A 17,328-nucleotide genomic window follows, 5' to 3' on the forward strand; every position below is an offset into this window, starting at 1 on the left:
TGCCAATTTATCCCCCATGTTTTTGATTTAAGGAGTGGCCTGATTAATATCAGGCCCATTTTTATATGATAGAGATCCAACGCCGTCCTGAGGTCGACATTTCAGTCTTACCTGCTCACTTACCTGACTTGTTAAAGCGCATTTATGTGAGTCGTGGAATCGACAGTGCCGACCAACTAGAGACAGCAGCGAAAGGCTTGCACTCTTATCAAAAACTGGGCGGCATTGATGCTGCGGTTGAGCTGTTGTTCAAAGCTATTCAGCAGCAAAAACGCATCATCATTGTTGGTGACTTTGATGCCGATGGCGCGACCAGCTCGGCGCTGTCTGTTTTAGCGTTACGTATGCTCGGCAGCTCTAACGTCGACTATCTGGTACCAAACCGTTTTGAAGATGGTTATGGCTTGAGCCCTGAGGTTGTTGAACAGGCAATCGAGCTTGGTGCTGAAGTGATCATGACGGTCGACAACGGTGTATCTTCAATTGAAGGTGTTCGCTTTGCTAAAGAGAAAGGGCTAGAGGTTCTGGTTACCGATCATCACTTGCCGGGCAATGAACTGCCAATGGTCGATGCTATGGTTAACCCAAACCTTGAAAGTTGTGCTTTTCCTTCGAAAGCCCTAGCGGGGGTTGGTGTCGCTTTTTATCTGATGATGGCATTGTGTGTTCACATGCGTAAGTTGGGTTGGTTTGCAGAGCGCGGCATGACAGAACCTAAGTTGATGGAATTGATTGACCTTGTGGCGCTGGGTACGGTTGCCGACGTGGTCCCACTCGACGAAAACAACCGAATTTTAGTGCATCAAGGTTTGCAACGTATTCGTGCGGGTAAAGCTCGTCCGGGTATTCAAGCCTTGATCGAAATCGCTAAGCGAGACGCTAAGCGTTTGGTGGCGTCTGATTTTGGCTTTGCTCTTGGTCCTCGTATCAATGCAGCTGGTCGATTGGACGACATGTCTTTTGGTGTTGAGCTGCTAATGAGTAACAACATCCATGCGGCTCGTCGAATGGCGAGTGAGTTAGATGGCTTGAACCAAACACGTAAAGAGATCGAAGAGGGTATGAAGCAAGAAGCGATGGCTTTTTGTGAGCGCCTTGAATTTGGTAAAGACGACCTACCTTCTGGCTTGGCACTATTCCAACGTGATTGGCACCAAGGTGTGATTGGTATTTTGGCTTCGCGTATCAAAGACAAATACCACCGCCCAGTGATTGCGTTTGCAGATGGCGGCGAAGGCAGTATCAAAGGTTCATGTCGTTCAATTCCGGGTCTGCACATGCGTGATGCATTGGACCGAATTGATACTCAAAACCCTGGCTTGATTCTTAAATTTGGTGGCCACGCAATGGCGGCTGGTTTAACCATCATGGAAAAGGACTTTGAACGCTTCAGCAAGCTGTTCAATGATGTGGTGAAGAATGAACTTGGAGAAACAGCACTGAAGGGCATTATCTTGTCTGATGGTGAGCTGTTACCAGAAGAGTTCTCGATGCACACCGCTGAAACGCTGCGTTCAGGTGGCCCGTGGGGACAAGCTTTCCCTGAGCCAATCTTCGATGGTGAGTTTAAAGTGCTGCACCAAAAGCTGGTGGGTGAAAAGCACCTTAAGCTGATGCTTGAGCCGCTCTACAAAGGCCACCCAACCAATGTGATGATTGACGGTATTGCCTTTAACGTCGACCTACGTCGCTGGCCTGATGCATCAGTAAAAACCGTTCATCTTGCATTTAAGCTCGATATCAACGAATTTCGCGGCAACCAATCGTTGCAGCTGATGATTGATCATATCGAAGCCAAATAGTGATTTTGGGCTCAATAATGCTCATCATATAGTGCCAAATTCAACAAGCTCTGTTCAAAAACAGGGCTTGTTTTCCTTCCTGCCCTTACAAAATTTACGTGCTTTTTATGCCTGTCAATTTTATATCCCATTAAGTTGTTGAATCTTGGTTCACCACTCTAAAAAATTCTGTATCTCCGTCACACTTTTGAGTACAATTCTTCGGTTAAATTCTACTCATAAATGATGAGCTAAAATGTTTGAAATCAATCCTATAAAAAACCGTCTGCAGGATGTGTCTGAGCGCACAAATATCCTGAGGGGGTATCTTTGACTATGACGCTAAGAAAGAGCGTCTAGAAGAAGTAAACGCAGAATTAGAACAACCGGATGTATGGAACGAACCTGAGCGTGCTCAAGCGCTAGGTAAAGAACGTTCTGCATTGGAAGCGGTAGTAGAAACGATCGACCAACTTGACCAAGGTGTTGAGGATGTTGATGGCCTATTAGAGCTTGCGGTTGAAGAAGAAGATCAAGAAACGTTCGATGAAATTGAACCAGAACTGGCCGAGCTTGAAGCTAAGCTAGAGAAGCTGGAATTCCGTCGTATGTTCTCTGGTGATCACGATGCATCAGATTGCTACATCGATTTACAGTCAGGTTCGGGCGGTACAGAAGCTCAAGACTGGACTTCAATGATGTTGCGCATGTACTTACGTTGGGCAGATTCGAAAGGCTTCAAGACTGAAGTTATCGAAGTGTCGGATGGTGATGTTGCTGGCCTTAAAGGCGCAACGGTACGTATTTCTGGTGAGTATGCTTACGGTTGGTTACGCACAGAGACTGGTGTTCACCGTCTAGTTCGTAAGTCACCATTTGATTCAAGTGGTCGTCGTCATACTTCATTTGCATCTGCGTTTATCTATCCTGAGATTGATGACAACATTACGATCGACATTAATCCTTCTGACCTACGTATTGACGTATACCGTGCCTCTGGCGCTGGTGGTCAGCACGTAAACACCACGGAATCAGCGGTACGTATTACTCACGTTCCGACTAACACTGTGGTTCAGTGTCAGAATGACCGTTCGCAGCATAAGAACAAAGATCAAGCGATGAAGCAGCTACGTGCTAAGCTTTTTGAACTTGAGATTCAAAAACAAAATGCTGAAAAACAAGCGAGCGAAGAGACGAAATCAGACATCGGTTGGGGCAGTCAAATCCGCTCTTACGTGCTGGATGATTCTCGTATCAAAGATTTACGCACCGGCATCGAAAACCGTAATACTCAAGCGGTTCTTGACGGTGACTTAGACAAGTTTATTGAAGCTAGCCTGAAATCAGGTCTGTAAGCTTTATCAACTATTAAGCTTTACCAATAATATTGGTAAAAATGCCTATATTTACAAAAATATAGCGGTCCAAATTTTAAAAGCAGGGTACATCTCTAATGACTGATGCTGTTCAAAACGAAAACGCACAAGAAGCTTCTTCACCTGAAGAGAACAAACTAATCGCTGAGCGCCGCAGCAAGCTGGATCACATCCGCCAAAACTGCAAAGCTAACGGTCACCCAAATGACTTCCGTCGTGAGCACCTAGCTGGCGATCTTCAAGCGGAATTCGGTGAGAAGACTAAGGAAGAGCTAGAAGAGCTTAACCACATCGTTGCGATCGCTGGTCGTGTTATGGCGAAGCGTGGTCCATTCCTTGCGATTCAAGAAACTTCTGGTCGTATCCAAGCATACGCAGCGAAAGACGTTCAAAAAGTACTGAAAGAGAAGTACCAAGGCCTAGATATCGGTGACATCATCGGTGTTAAAGGTGCGCTTCACAAATCAGGTAAAGGCGACCTTTACGTGAACATGGAAGAGTTTGAATTGCTGACTAAAGCACTTCGTCCTCTACCAGAGAAGTTCCACGGTCTAACTGACCAAGAGATGCGTTACCGTCAGCGTTACGTTGACCTAATCGTGAACGAAGATTCTCGTAATGCATTCATCGTGCGTTCTAAGCTTGTATCTTCAATCCGTAACTTCATGAGCGCGAAAGGCTACCTAGAAGTTGAAACGCCAATGATGCACGTGATCCCGGGTGGCGCAACTGCACGTCCGTTCATCACTCATCACAATGCACTAGACATCGACATGTACCTACGTGTTGCACCAGAGCTTTACCTTAAGCGTCTAGTGGTGGGTGGTTTTGACCGTGTATTCGAGATCAACCGTAACTTCCGTAACGAAGGTCTATCTCCACGTCACAACCCAGAATTCACAATGATGGAATTCTACCAAGCGTACTCTGACTACAAAGACCTTATGGATCTGACAGAAGAGATGCTAAGCACGGCAGCAATGGACGTTCTTGGTTCTACTTCTATGCCTTACGGTGACGAAACGGTTGAGTTCGGTGGCACTTACGCTCGCATGAGCATGTTCGATGCAATCAAACACTACAACCCTGAGCACGCTGAGATTCAAGCGCTAACAGAAGCAGACCTACAAGACCGTGAAAAGATGGTTGCTATCGCAAAATCTGTACACGTAGACGTAGAAACGTTCTGGACATGTGGTCAGCTTCTAGAAGAGATCTTTGGTGAAACGGCTGAGCCTCAGCTAATTCAACCAACGTTCATCACTGGCTACCCAGCGGACATCTCTCCTCTAGCTCGTCGTAGCGATGACAACCCGTTCTTCACAGACCGTTTTGAGTTCTTCATCGGTGGCCGTGAAGTTGCGAATGGTTTCTCTGAGCTTAACGATGCACAAGACCAAGACGAGCGTTTCAAAGCGCAAGTTAACGCGAAAGACGCGGGTGATGACGAAGCGATGTACTACGATGCAGACTACATTACTGCACTAGAGCACGGCCTACCGCCAACAGCGGGTCAAGGTATCGGTATCGACCGTCTAGCAATGCTATTTACAAACACGCACACAATCCGTGACGTGATCTTGTTCCCGGCAATGCGTCCACAGGCGTAATTCTCGCTTATAGGGCGTAACAGCCTATGTAATTAAAAAGCCACCTTCGGGTGGCTTTTTCTGTTTTGGGGCTTCAAAACCTAGTCTGTACCGCACTCTTGATTCGAAAAATCGTTATTTCTGACATAGTCTTACTATTGAGACATAAAATCTAAGATAGTCTCACTACTATACGTCTCTGCGCTGAATACGCTCTCGCGGCATTTTGTCGAACGATGAAGCAGTGACTCGTATTAGTCTGATTTAAATAAAAATAGAATAAGGAAGAAGGATGGGAACTCAATTTAAGATGGATTCCTTACCAGGTTCTCTTATCGTCGTTGGTGGTGCGTACGAACCCTGGTTATCAGTGTTAGAACAAGTGGGTTGGCAGTGTACCCAGTGTGCAGATTTACGAAAAGCCGATGCCTTGATTGCTGATATTGGCCCATGTATTGGTATTGTCGATCTTAGTCATGATGAGTTCAGTCTCAACGGTATTGCTAACCTTGTGAGCAATAACAAGCAGGTGAGATGGCTCGCCTTTATCCGTGAATCTCAATTAAGCTCTGATACGATCTGCCAGTTTATCGTCAACTTCTGTATCGACTTTTTCACGGCACCAATCCCAGATGCTCAATTGCTGAGTACCATTGGTCACCAACTGGGTATGCTTAAGCTTGAGCAGAAGGTATGGCCAAACTACGGCATCAATAACAACATGGGACTGCTAGGCGATTCTGTGGCCGTGAAGCGCTTGAGAGACCAAGTAAAGCGTATTGGGCCGACTGATGTCAGTATCTTGATTTATGGCGAGAGTGGGGCTGGTAAAGAGACGATTGCACGCTCGATTCATCAAAATTCGTCGCGAGCACAGAAACCATTTTTAACGGTTAACTGTCGTGCCTTGTCTGAAATGAGAATAGAGGCCGAGGTGTTTGGCATATCAGCACAGTCAGCGACTGCGCCTTGTATGTTGGAAGAAGCCGATGGCGGAACCATCTTGCTTAATGATGTTTTAGCGATGCCACGCAATCAACAACTGAACCTGTTGCGCTTTCTACAAGAAGGTAAGATTGAAACTGCGAATGGACCTAAATCTGTCGATGTGCGTATTCTGGCCGCGAACTCCTCTGATATCGAGAAGGCGTTGATCGAGGGCGACTTCAATGAAGAGCTTTATCACTATATCAATGTTCTGCGTATTCATGTTCCAAGCTTAAAAGAACGTGTGAGCGATATTTCAGTACTGGCGAATCATTTTCTGCGTGAGTACTCGAAAGAGTTTAATGCTCAAGCGAAGAGCTTCTCAGACGATGCTATCCGTTCGATGAATCGATACCATTGGCCTGGAAATGTGCGTGAGCTGATGAATCAGATTAAGCGTGTTGTGTTGATGTCTGATGCTGTGATCATTGAGGATCACCAACTGGATTTACCAAAACAGAATGATGAACGCCGAAGCTTGAAGAGTATTCGAGAGCGCTCAGAGCGCGATGCGTTACTGATTGTATTGGAATCTTACGGTGGTCAGGTTTCATTGGCGGCTAAGGAGCTCGGTGTATCACGAGCGACGATGTACCGCTTGCTGAATAAACACAGCCTAATCTCTGAAGGTGTTGTTTAGACTCTTCTCTACATGACTTTATTCAGTCACCGTAAATTAAAGGCCACGTATCTACGTGGCTTTTTTGTTTCTGAAGGGTAGTCCGTTGTTTTCTAGTTAGACTCTAAGAGAGATATGCTGTGATTTTATATAATCATAGTGAATATGTTATATGTAAATGAATATGCAACTAATATTTCAGGCGAATGCATTGTTTTAAAAATGTTAATCAATTAGCGGTTGAATAATATACTCACTTGGTTAGACTTTAACCGTTAAAGCAACGATTTAACAAAGACTTGTCTGCTTTTACTTCCCCATTTTTTTTGGATTTTTTAGTTAGCTTGGAGGCGCAAATGAAACATTTCGATTTTATACAGCATATTTGCGCTTCGTTTGATCCGTGTTCTGACATGGTGACTGTTATGTCACAAACATCAGCCATGGCCGATCGAAACACCCAAGATAAACCTAACTAATAGATCCGTATCCTTATTTGGCTGCGGAAAAATAGCAGCTAAGTGAGAAACCCTCATACGATCTAACACGCTATTTTTCCTCAGTTTATTCAACAACTGGAGAGTTATTATGCGTCACTCAGTATATTTAAAATTAGCAACAGTCCTTATCCGTGCAGACCTTCGTCGTGAAGAGCGTGAATGGCAACGAAAAGTTCGTCGCAGTTCATATGATCTACCATGGAACAATACTCACTTACTAAGAGATATTGGTCTTGAAGCCGATGGTCGACCTATTGGTTTTTCTGAACCCGAAGTTGTTACGATTGAACGTCGAGTACGTCACCTTCGTCGTGTCTTAAGTGCGCGAATACCGACGTAATCTGCGGGGTTGATAGCACCTTTCAACCCCTAGGATAAATCACAGTGATAGTTATGGCGTCGAAAGTGCAAACTTTTGAATTAGAACTGGCCAAAAAAGAGAAGCTCTTGCTTCTCTTTTTTGCTTTTTTAAGTCGTTACCTAGTAAAGGAAAAGAGTTCTACTACTCTTTAAAGAGCAGGGGAGGACGGTTATGCAAAAGCATCAATTAGACATGTGGTTACATGGAGAGCACAAAGACTCGTATCAAACACCAAAGGTATACGTTATTGGCTGTTCCGATATCTCGGAATATCTATTAGCAGTGGAATATAAACACAAGCTAGAACCGGTAAAGCAAGACGGCGAGCCGCTTCACTTTGGATCCTTGGATCAAGTGAAAGAGGAGTTACTCCGGCTCGGCTTTGAAAAGGCGTATCTTCGCTTACACAACGCCTATGATGAGTTTGGTAATGAGCCAAGCCAAAGCTACTGTGATATTGAACTGGCGCTCAAACCTCATTAAGAGGCGTTGGTAGCGAGATATTGATTCTAATTCCAGACTGTTTTTTAACGCACTGATAGTTTTGGCTATCGAGGCTCGATTAAACGATCTATGCGTAATGTGTTGTCAGTAATTTATGGGTGAATTGAGTTCGCAGATAGAAACCACGTGGTTTAGTTTTGATAGGTTTTCCGCTTGCACCGTAAGCTTCCGTTAACACACGACTGTTAGCAGCCTTCGGACGTAAATGCAGTGCTTCACCGTGTCTTGCTGTTATCTGTTCAACATTGCCTAAAACGATCAACTCCATCAGTTCTTCCCAATCTCGCTTCAAGAGTTCGTCTTCAGCTTGGCTAGGTGTCCATAATAATGGGGATCCTACATGCCTCTCTGCTAGCGGGATCTCTCTTTCTCCCTCGACAGGGATCCACAACACCTTAGACAGCTTGTTTCGAACGTGGCTGGTTTCCCAAGTTATGCCTTGCACACCCATCAAAGGAGCAACACACACAAAGGTGGTTTCGAGTGGCTTGCCAGAGTAGCTAATCGGAATGCTTTTTAGCTCGATACCGAGCTTGGCAAAATCTTGTTCTGGCTTACTGCCTGCAGGTGCACCCAAGTGCCATTCCAATAGCTGCCCAACCCAGCCTTTATCACGCTTAAGGTCGTTTGGCATCACCATCTCAGCTTCGTCAGCGAGCTCTTTAAAGGTCATTCCGGCGATGGCATACGCGCGCTCTAACAGCTCTTGTTGTGTTTGTGGTTCTGGTTTCATAATAAAAGGCATGATCAAAAAAATGATTTTATCAGAAGTTATCACCATATGACGACTGGTTAAGAAATGATCTCCTTGCGAGAAAAGGGATCAAACTCAGGGTTATCCACAGGACATAAAGGTAATTAATTGAAATATTAATTTAGTGGATAAATAAACAGGGGTTTATGGTGGATAAAATGCTTGCCAAATGGGGTTCAAAATGAATCTTTCACTTAGTAGTGTGGATAAACATCGGAGTGGTTGATCTTTAACCACGTCAGGTTTCTGAAAGATCTTTTACATTTCTAATGTTTTTTAAAACTAGAATGTTGTTTTAATTTACTGATTTATATAATAATAAAATTATTTTGACTGATTTGTTGTTTTTGGTGTTGATGAATCTATGGATTAAAAAAAACGATTGCGGGTAATTCTTCACATAGTTATTCACAGAAAAGGTGAATAAATGTGGTCTATGTCTCACTATTGTGTGGGTAACTAGAATTTGAGCAAAACTTATCCATATTCCTAGTTATTATTCATAAATATAGCGCTTATCACGTCACTAAGTTTGCTCCGATTGGGGATATGTGGAAAAATCAGAGTAATTAAAAATTTAGATAGAGGTTGGCCAGTGATAGATGGCGATGGTTACCGATTAAATGTTGGTATTGTAATCTGTAACAACCATGGTCAGGTCTTCTGGGCTAAACGATACGGGCAACATTCATGGCAATTCCCTCAAGGGGGAATAGATGAAGGTGAGACTCCGGAACAGGCAATGTACCGCGAGTTGTATGAAGAGGTTGGCCTTACTAAAAAGGATGTAAAGATCGTCGCGACAAGTCGTCATTGGTTACGCTACAAGCTACCCAAACGACTGGTTCGGTGGGATTCTAAACCTGTCTGTATTGGACAAAAACAGAAGTGGTTCCTTTTGCGCTTAGATTGCGATGAATCGCATATCAATATGCAGCGTGGAAGTACACCTGAGTTTGATGGTTGGCGTTGGGTGAGTTACTGGTACCCAGTTCGACAAGTTGTTTCTTTCAAGCGAGATGTTTACCGTCGAGCGATGAAAGAGTTCGCATCTTTAGCAATGCCGTTTAAAGAGCGAAAAATAAAAGGAAAGCGCAAATTGCGTAGAGGTTAAGCATGCTCAGTCAACTAAGGGAAATAGTTGAACACGTATCAAGAGTTGAAGATGTGTCGACGGCTCTTGATATTTTGGTTAAAGAGACATGCAGTGCGATGCAGACGGAATGTTGCACCGTGTATTTGGCAAATAATGATATGCAGCGCCTTGAGTTGATGGCAACTCAAGGCCTGATCTTCAAAGGCAATAGCATTCACATTGGTTTTGACGAAGGTCTGGTTGGCCTTGTTAAAAGAAGTGCTGAACCTATCAACCTTGCACAAGCGTCTGCTCACCCTGCTTATAAGTTTTTTCCAGAGCTTGGAGAAAACGTCTATCACTCTTTTCTCGGTACTCCGATTATCCACCGCAAGCAAGTGCTCGGTGTATTGGTCATTCAACAGAAGACCCCACGTTTATTTAGTGAGATGGAAGAATCCTTCCTTGTCACGCTCTCTGCACAACTTGCCGTTATTGTGGCGCACGCCCAAACTCAAGGCCATTGGCTGTTAGAGCAACAGAAGCTACCGGCTACTAAAGGTATTGCAGCTTCATCGGGCGTGGCGATTGGTGACTTATGGTGGGACAACACTCAGCCTGAACTCACCGATGTTTATCCTGCTTCGACGCTCAATATAGAGAGAGAGCATGAGTTGTTGGCGGTAGCGGTTGAAAACGCCCTCAATGACTTTAAGCGCATGCGAAAGCGCTTAGATAGCGAAATCAATAAAGATGCGTTGGCGATCTTTGACCTGTTTACTCACTTACTCAACGATCCTATGCTGCGTAAGGATCTAAAAAGCCAAATCCAGAAAGGCGATAAAGCCGATTGGGCACTAAGACAGGTTGTAGAGAGTTATTCTAATCGCTTTGCTCGTATGTCGGACGTGTATCTTCGTGAGAGAGCACAAGACATCCGAGAGCTCGGACAAAGGCTGCTCTATTTCCTCCACAACTCTGAACATGAACTTCGCACGTTAGATAAGCCGATTATCCTAGTGGTTCGTGAGTTAACCGCTTCGGTATTAGCGTCTATTCCCAAAGAAAAGCTCTTAGCGGTGATTTCCTTGGAAGGGGCGGCGAACTCGCACGCAGCGATTTTATCTCGAGCGCTTGGCATACCTTCCGTCATGGGGGTAAACCTCAACCTAGCTCAAGCTAATGGCAAGCGAGCGATTGTTGATGGGTATAGCGGTGAGATCTTTATTGAGCCGACTAAAAGCCTGCTCAAAGAGTATCGAGGGCTGATTCTAGAAGAGAGTGAGCTCTCCTCTATGGTCAATCGCGAGCTGTACCTACCGGCAAAAACGCAAGACAACAAGCAAGTCGAGATTCTGCTTAATGCGGGTTTAAGTGCAGACACTAACATCGCTATCAACCAAGGCGTTGATGGCGTAGGGCTGTATCGAACTGAAATTTCTTTCTTGTTGCAGCAAAGATTCCCGTCAGAGGATGAACAATTCAAGCAGTATCGTTCTGTACTGGCAAGCTACCCAGAGAAACAAGTGGTGATGCGTACACTCGATATCGGTGGTGATAAGGCCTTACCGTATTTTCCTATCGAAGAGGACAATCCATTCCTTGGTTGGCGTGGTATTCGGTTTACGCTCGATCATCCTGACATCTTTATTATTCAGTTACGTGCCATGCTACGTGCGAGCTGTGAAAGCCATAACTTGAGTATTTTGCTGCCGATGATCTCTGGTGCACAGGAGTTGGATGACGCGCTACAGTTGATTGAACAAGCGTATGATGAAGTGCATGAGCTTGATAACCGAGTGCGTATGCCTCGCGTTGGTATCATGATTGAAGTGCCATCCATGCTGTACATACTGCCGCTGATTGCGCATAAGGTCGACTTTGTTTCAGTCGGTACCAACGACTTAACCCAATATTTATTAGCGGTTGATCGGAACAATTCACGAGTATCCGATGTCTATGAATCAATGCACCCTGCGGTGATCATGGCATTAAAACAAATTCATGATACTTGTAAGCAATATCAATTACCTGTTTGTATTTGTGGCGAGTTAGCCGGTGACCCGATGGGCGCGCTGCTATTGATTGGATTGGGGTATGAGACGTTAAGTATGAATACCTCGAATGTCGCAAGAACCAAATATTTGATTCGTCAATCGAACTTGGCTGAATTACAGGATTTGGCAAATAAGGCACTTTCAAAACCGTATGGTAGTGACATCTATAGTATGATGCTGAACTATTTCGAAGAGCGTGAATTTACAGGCTTCATTCGAGCAGGTAAAAAATAGGATTTAACGTGTCATATGAACTGATAGGCTTGTTAGCGGGCCTTGGTGCTATTGTTGGTGTTTTAGCAGGCTTGCTAGGCATTGGTGGTGGTTTGCTGGTTGTTCCTGCCTTACTGTTTTTGCTTCCTAAAGCGGGTATCCCCCAAGAGTTTGCGATGCAAATGGCATTGGCTACTTCGCTATCAACCATCATCGTTACGTCGGGATCGTCTGCGATTAACCATCTAAAGTTGGGTAACGTAGAGATGTTTGTCGTTAAATGGTTGATGCCAGGTGTGGTGATAGGTGGCTTCCTCGGCTCTTTCGTGGCCGATGTAATTCCAGCTCAATACTTACCAAAAGTCTTTGGTGTGATTGTTTTGGTGTTGGCGTTGCAAATGCTATTGTCGATTCGCTCCAAGAGCCAAAAATCGATGCCGGGTTCAGCTAAAACCGTGTTGTGTGGCGGCGGGATTGGTTTGGTATCAAGCTTAGCGGGCATTGGCGGTGGGTCTTTATCGGTACCTTTCCTTAACCATCACGGTGTGGAAATGCGTAAAGCCGTCGGCTCATCTTCGGTATGCGGTTGTGTTATCGCGATTTCGGGAATGCTAGGTTTCATTTGGCATGGATCTTCTGTCGATGCTCTTCCTGCGTATAGCTTGGGTTATGTTTATCTACCGGCTTTGATCGCGATATCTTGTACCTCAGTTTTGACCACTCGAGTGGGTGCGAAACTGGCCACTCAATTGCCAACCCCTGTGCTGAAGAAATTCTTTGCGGTATTTTTAATGTTTATAGCAGCCACAATGCTGCTGTAGTGTCTTTTCTGTTAGTCATTGAGCTAACCGTTAATCAATTTAGATAGAGAGCCAAGTATGTCTCAGGGTTTTATCGAGTTCCCAAATATCGATCCTGTTCTTATTGAACTAGGACCAATCTCAGTTCGTTGGTACGGCCTAATGTACCTTGTCGGTTTTATGTTTGCTCTTTGGTTAGCAAATCGCCGAGCTGATCAACCGGGTAGTGGTTGGACTCGAGAGCAAGTATCAGACTTACTGTTTGCTGGCTTTCTAGGTGTGGTGTTGGGTGGTCGTATTGGCTACGTACTTTTCTACAACTTTGACCTTTTCCTAGCAGACCCACTGTACCTATTTAAGGTATGGACTGGCGGTATGTCTTTCCACGGTGGCTTGCTGGGTGTTATCACCGCAATGTTCTGGTATGCGAAAAAGAATGGTCGCACCTTCTTTGGCGTGGCAGACATGATTGCACCACTCGTCCCATTTGGTTTAGGTATGGGCCGTCTAGGTAACTTCATGAACAGCGAGCTTTGGGGCCGTGTGACTGATGTGCCATGGGCGATTGTGTTCCCTAACGGTGGTCCACTTCCTCGTCACCCATCTCAACTTTACGAGATGGCGCTTGAAGGTATCGTGCTGTTCTTCATCTTGAACTGGTTTATCAAAAAGCCGCGTCCTCTTGGTTCTGTATCAGGGTTATTCCTAGCTGGATATGGTACATTCCGCTTCTTAGTAGAATACGTACGTGAACCTGATGCTCACCTAGGTTTGTTCGGTGGATTTATCTCTATGGGACAAATTTTGTCACTGCCAATGGTTATCATCGGTGTGCTGATGATGGTGTGGGCATACAAGCGTGGTCACTACAAAGACGAATTACCACAACAAACGAAGTAAGGAATTGGTGTGAAACAGTATTTAGATCTCTGTCAGCGTATCGTTGATGACGGTACTTGGATTGAAAATGAACGCACGGGCAAGCGTTGCTTAACCGTGATCAATGCTGACCTTGAATATGATGTTGGTAATAACCAATTCCCACTGGTAACAACGCGTAAGAGTTTTTGGAAAGCCGCAGTTGCTGAGCTGCTTGGCTATATCCGTGGTTACGACAATGCTGAAGATTTTCGTAAGCTAGGGACTAAAACTTGGGATGCGAATTCTAACCTGAATGAAGCATGGCTGAATAACCCTTACCGCAAGGGTGAAGATGACATGGGCCGTGTTTATGGCGTTCAAGGACGTGCATGGGCAAAACCTGACGGCGGTCATATCGACCAACTGAAGAAGATTGTTGATGATCTAACTAACGGTATTGATGACCGCGGCGAGATCTTAAACTTCTACAACCCAGGTGAGTTCCACATGGGATGTTTGCGTCCGTGTATGTACAGCCATCACTTCTCACTACTTGGTGATACTCTGTACCTAAACAGCACTCAGCGCTCTTGCGATGTACCCCTAGGCCTGAACTTCAACATGGTTCAAGTGTATGTCTTCCTAGCTATCATGGCGCAAATCACGGGTAAGAAAGCTGGCGTGGCTTACCATAAGCTAGTAAATGCTCATATTTACGAAGATCAACTTGCACCTATGCGTGATATCCAGTTAAAGCGTGAGCCGTTAGCTGGCCCAACATTCCATATCAATCCTCAGATTAAGTCTCTAGAAGATTTGGAAACATGGGTAACGATGGATGACTTCTGGGTTGAAGGTTACGAATGCCACGAAGCGATTAAGTACCCATTCTCGGTTTAATCTCACTCGCTTTGTTTGATTGAAAGGCTGCCTCTGTGCAGCCTTTTTATTTAAGGTTCAGTGACGAGTAACCGGGTTTCGAGATGCGAAGATCAGGAGTAGACACGAGTAAACGAAATTAGGGATACGAAGAGCATGTTTAGTCTGAGAGATAGGTTAGATATTAAACAAGAAAACCACAGAGTTCGAGCTTTTCGCAATTCGTACCTAGCTTTGTTTCTTCGTTACTCATAATTTGTTGTCGTAATAATCCGCGTCGCAGTGCTTTTTGTTTTGGATTCTCCTTTAAATGGCGGTTGGCGACGTTTGGGTTATACGATTAGGAAGCTTGCTCGCAGATTTGTGGTGAGGGAGTGCAGTTTTGGATTGATTTTTTTGGGGAGGGATATGTCCGATATTCTTGCTTTTCACTTGGGGTCTGTTCCTGATCATCAAGGTCGGTATATTCACGATATATGGGAGCTCAGTGATTTTTGGTTGGAGCACGACCATAAGTATGTGCAGTGGTTATTCCCTATCGATGTGAGTACGAAATTTAATGGTCATGCTCCTGTCTTGGTCCTTACTGACAGGATGGCGTTTATGGAGACTAAGGCTGCTTTGTTAGCGCAACGGCGCTCTCTTGAAATGATGCTTCGATTCTTTGGGTTAAGGTGGGAGGGTGACGATATCATTGCTGTCGATGGTATCAATTTACGCGATTACATTTGGCTAAAACGTGGTGGTCATAACCACTACCGTATATCTAGGATTATTCGAAGTTTAGCTTTGTGTGGTCAATTGGAGTTGAGTAAGAAATTTCAGTCGGCCGTCCTTGAAGTTCCTTCAGAGTATGGTGAGGTCGAAGAGTCTTCAAGGCGGTTTTGGATAGAGGCCAATGTGAATTTGTAGTGGCTCTATATGGAGATTCCGTGCCTGAAGTTCCCTTCTATTTTGCAGTGAGAAAATCGCTTTAGTAGCCTTCGCACGCTTTCATCATCTGGGTTGAAGCTGTCTGGATTGGCCATTCCTGTTTCAACGATCAGTTTGTGGAACACGATGGCTTGTGGCTCTGTTAAGTTGTATTTGCCGTTTGTTGTTTCGCTTTTGTGGAACTTTTCAATGGTGACGCCGACTTGGTTTTCTCCTATGTGTTGGATAAAGACGACGCTGTATTCACCGATCATAAATTCGTAATCAATGTATCTGTTTAGGTTGCCAGATTGAAAGGGGGTTTCGTAGCCTTGGTTTGGCTGAAAGAGCAATTCGTCGATGCTTGGCCCTTGTTTTTTGTCATTGCTGCAGTCTTCAAATGGGAGTGGTGTGGTGAGCATGGGGTGGGGCTTATCTTCTTGCTCATTTGCCGTTTTTGGTTGTTTGGTAGGTACGGATTTAATCGGTTGTATTTTGCTGGTAGCTCTTAGGTTTATGTCCGTTATCACCGTGTTTATGCTTTCAATGGCAGAATTGGCCTGGGGAATTAAGTCTTTGAACCCTTGTTCTAGTTTTGTCTCTTCTGTCTCATAGATGTATTTAACCACCTCAAACTTCTGAAAATCTTGGTCGTTCTTGGCAAATTCGGAATATCTAAAGCCTTGTGCTTGGATCTTTTCTATAGGGAAGTCGGTAATAAGTTCTTTATGGAGGTTTGGGATGCTAAATCTATCGTTTTTAGTTAGGAATGTTGCGAGGGTTAGCAAATAGCTTTGTGTTGCAGGGTTTTCTACTTTGGCCGCATTGGCCAATTCTTCAAGCTTGGTGAAGATGTCGATAAGGGCTTGTAGTACTTTGTGGGTTTCTTTGTACTTGGTCGGTACTAGAAGGACCAATTCCTCGGCGTTGTAGTGGTTTATTTTTACTTTATGAGCAAGGTTGGATGCAGGTTGGAGTCTATCTCTTTCGTTATTTGAGTGCTCTCGAGCTTTCCTGATGCTATGTGGTAGTTGGTTGAGGTGTTCTTGAGCGCTAGTCCAGTGTAACTTTGCCTCTTTGAGTAGCTTAAAAAATTCCATATATCCTGCCTAATTCTTAAGTTGTGTAATGCGGAGCGGCGCTTTGGGTTTTGCTTAGGTATTGTTACGTGATGCCCGTTTTTACTTTTATCATTTGAATTTTAGTTTGTTGTAATGGGCTTGTACGGCCTCAGGAATTGCGACGATGATTTCTCCATCTGGCCAATGTGCTGGTTTTAATGATATACCTTCGGAGACTTCTTTGACCCTATTTTTTTGGTTGGCGTTAAAGAAGTTTGAGTCTTGTGAATGCGTGGGCTGGTAGTTCTGTATTTTCACTGAAGTTTCTTCTGCGTTGGTGATTATCACATATCTTGGTTCGGCCACTTTTCGGTGCATGATCCCGTTGACGCTGCAGCGTGAGGCGATAATGCTTTCGGCGGTCTTGATGACAGCTTGACGATTATCGTCATGCTATCTGATGGATTTGAGTACTTCAGTTGATGGTACTTGCAATAGTGTTTTCGGTTTTAGTTTTCCTGAGTGGCTATTGGGGTACTTTTTCATGAAGCGACGGTTTTCAGTAATCAAAAAGGAAGAGAGGTGAGGGGAGTGTCTGAAGTTCTCGTTCCCCATTTTCTGCTCTGTCTTTGATTTCGCTTAATAGCGCAATATATAAGTTGTCCTGGCTCTTATACCAGTCGGCAACCCATAGTTGGCAGTCATGCCAGTGGTAGTTCGTGAGTTTGGCGGTAAGGCCAATGGGAAAGTGTTTTGGAACGATGATATTGATGTGGGCGTTAAGGGGCTCTTTAACCGCGATGATTGCGTCTTTGTTCTGGGCTGTAGTGATGTGTGCCAGGTATATGAAGGGTATTGTGATTTTCATAGTGAATACTTGTAAATGAAAAGCCACGCCAAAATGAAACCGACGTGTCTGTGAGGGCGAGAGGCAGTTCGCGCTCTAAGGTTACAGGGAATGTGTTTTTTTAGTTCACGCTAACTAGGGCGTGTTGATCT

At 44.6% G+C, this 17,328-nt stretch carries 15 protein-coding genes; 12 read left to right on the forward strand and 3 right to left on the reverse strand.

The annotated features are described in order from the left end of the window. The first annotated feature begins 65 nt into the window (after positions 1-65). From recJ to AB4274_RS16075, 6 genes are all read left to right on the forward strand, one after another. Positions 66-1,802, forward strand: coding sequence for a single-stranded-DNA-specific exonuclease RecJ (recJ, locus tag AB4274_RS16050; RefSeq protein ID WP_017059329.1), 1,737 nt, complete (start codon positions 66-68; stop codon positions 1,800-1,802). Between the two features lie 235 nt (positions 1,803-2,037). Continuing rightward, positions 2,038-3,136 (forward strand): peptide chain release factor 2 gene (gene prfB, locus AB4274_RS16055; protein WP_100208942.1). Its coding sequence is split into 2 segments (ribosomal slippage): positions 2,038-2,112 and positions 2,114-3,136, totalling 1,098 coding nucleotides; the frame shifts between segments, so codons are not numbered across the junction. Positions 3,137-3,234: 98 nt separating this feature from the next. Further along, the gene (gene lysS, locus AB4274_RS16060; protein WP_017059330.1) at positions 3,235-4,767 is read left to right on the forward strand and encodes a lysine--tRNA ligase; all 1,533 of its coding nucleotides are present in this window, start codon (positions 3,235-3,237) and stop codon (positions 4,765-4,767) included. 271 nt (positions 4,768-5,038) lie between these two features. Next, positions 5,039-6,373 (forward strand): cyclic-di-GMP-binding transcriptional regulator VpsR, encoded by a 1,335-nt coding sequence (vpsR, locus tag AB4274_RS16065; protein WP_017062873.1) that lies wholly within the window; start codon positions 5,039-5,041, stop codon positions 6,371-6,373. Between the two features lie 567 nt (positions 6,374-6,940). Continuing rightward, positions 6,941-7,192, forward strand: coding sequence for a hypothetical protein (locus AB4274_RS16070; RefSeq protein ID WP_004735015.1), 252 nt, complete (start codon positions 6,941-6,943; stop codon positions 7,190-7,192). A 192-nt stretch (positions 7,193-7,384) separates the two neighbouring features. Further along, on the forward strand, positions 7,385-7,696 hold the full coding sequence (locus AB4274_RS16075; protein WP_004735016.1) for a DUF6482 family protein: 312 nt from the start codon (positions 7,385-7,387) through the stop codon (positions 7,694-7,696). 88 nt (positions 7,697-7,784) lie between these two features. Here AB4274_RS16075 and mutH read toward each other — a convergent pair whose 3' ends face one another. Beyond that, positions 7,785-8,450, reverse strand: coding sequence for a DNA mismatch repair endonuclease MutH (gene mutH / locus AB4274_RS16080; RefSeq protein WP_032546406.1), 666 nt, complete (start codon positions 8,448-8,450; stop codon positions 7,785-7,787). 616 nt (positions 8,451-9,066) lie between these two features. On the opposite strand from mutH, the gene rppH reads away from it, so the two are divergent. The 6 genes from rppH (at position 9,067) to AB4274_RS16110 (ending at position 15,268) form a co-directional block, all read left to right on the forward strand. Continuing rightward, positions 9,067-9,585: an RNA pyrophosphohydrolase gene (gene rppH / locus AB4274_RS16085; protein WP_017059335.1), complete on the forward strand. Its 519-nt coding sequence runs from the start codon at positions 9,067-9,069 to the stop codon at positions 9,583-9,585. Between the two features lie 2 nt (positions 9,586-9,587). Further along, positions 9,588-11,837: a phosphoenolpyruvate--protein phosphotransferase gene (gene ptsP / locus AB4274_RS16090; protein ID WP_017059336.1), complete on the forward strand. Its 2,250-nt coding sequence runs from the start codon at positions 9,588-9,590 to the stop codon at positions 11,835-11,837. An 8-nt stretch (positions 11,838-11,845) separates the two neighbouring features. Next, complete coding sequence (locus tag AB4274_RS16095; RefSeq protein ID WP_372112594.1) at positions 11,846-12,637, forward strand: sulfite exporter TauE/SafE family protein; 792 nt, start codon at positions 11,846-11,848, stop codon at positions 12,635-12,637. Positions 12,638-12,694: 57 nt separating this feature from the next. Continuing rightward, positions 12,695-13,516 carry a prolipoprotein diacylglyceryl transferase gene (gene lgt, locus AB4274_RS16100; protein ID WP_017059338.1) on the forward strand — a complete coding sequence of 274 codons (822 nt, stop codon included), beginning with the start codon at positions 12,695-12,697 and terminating at the stop codon, positions 13,514-13,516. 9 nt (positions 13,517-13,525) lie between these two features. Continuing rightward, positions 13,526-14,377 (forward strand): thymidylate synthase, encoded by an 852-nt coding sequence (locus tag AB4274_RS16105; RefSeq protein WP_017059339.1) that lies wholly within the window; start codon positions 13,526-13,528, stop codon positions 14,375-14,377. Positions 14,378-14,764: 387 nt separating this feature from the next. Further along, positions 14,765-15,268, forward strand: coding sequence for an opioid growth factor receptor-related protein (locus tag AB4274_RS16110; RefSeq protein ID WP_372112595.1), 504 nt, complete (start codon positions 14,765-14,767; stop codon positions 15,266-15,268). A gap of 5 nt (positions 15,269-15,273) precedes the next feature. On the opposite strand, the gene AB4274_RS16115 is transcribed toward AB4274_RS16110, so the two are convergent. Together AB4274_RS16115 and AB4274_RS16120 are read right to left on the reverse strand one after the other, a co-directional pair. Next, positions 15,274-16,368: a hypothetical protein gene (locus AB4274_RS16115; protein ID WP_372112597.1), complete on the reverse strand. Its 1,095-nt coding sequence runs from the start codon at positions 16,366-16,368 to the stop codon at positions 15,274-15,276. A gap of 520 nt (positions 16,369-16,888) precedes the next feature. Beyond that, complete coding sequence (locus AB4274_RS16120; protein ID WP_372112599.1) at positions 16,889-17,197, reverse strand: hypothetical protein; 309 nt, start codon at positions 17,195-17,197, stop codon at positions 16,889-16,891. Positions 17,198-17,328: the final 131 nt, after the last annotated feature.

Source organism: Vibrio sp. 10N.261.55.A10, from assembly GCF_041470825.1.
Taxonomy (GTDB): domain Bacteria; phylum Pseudomonadota; class Gammaproteobacteria; order Enterobacterales; family Vibrionaceae; genus Vibrio; species Vibrio crassostreae_C.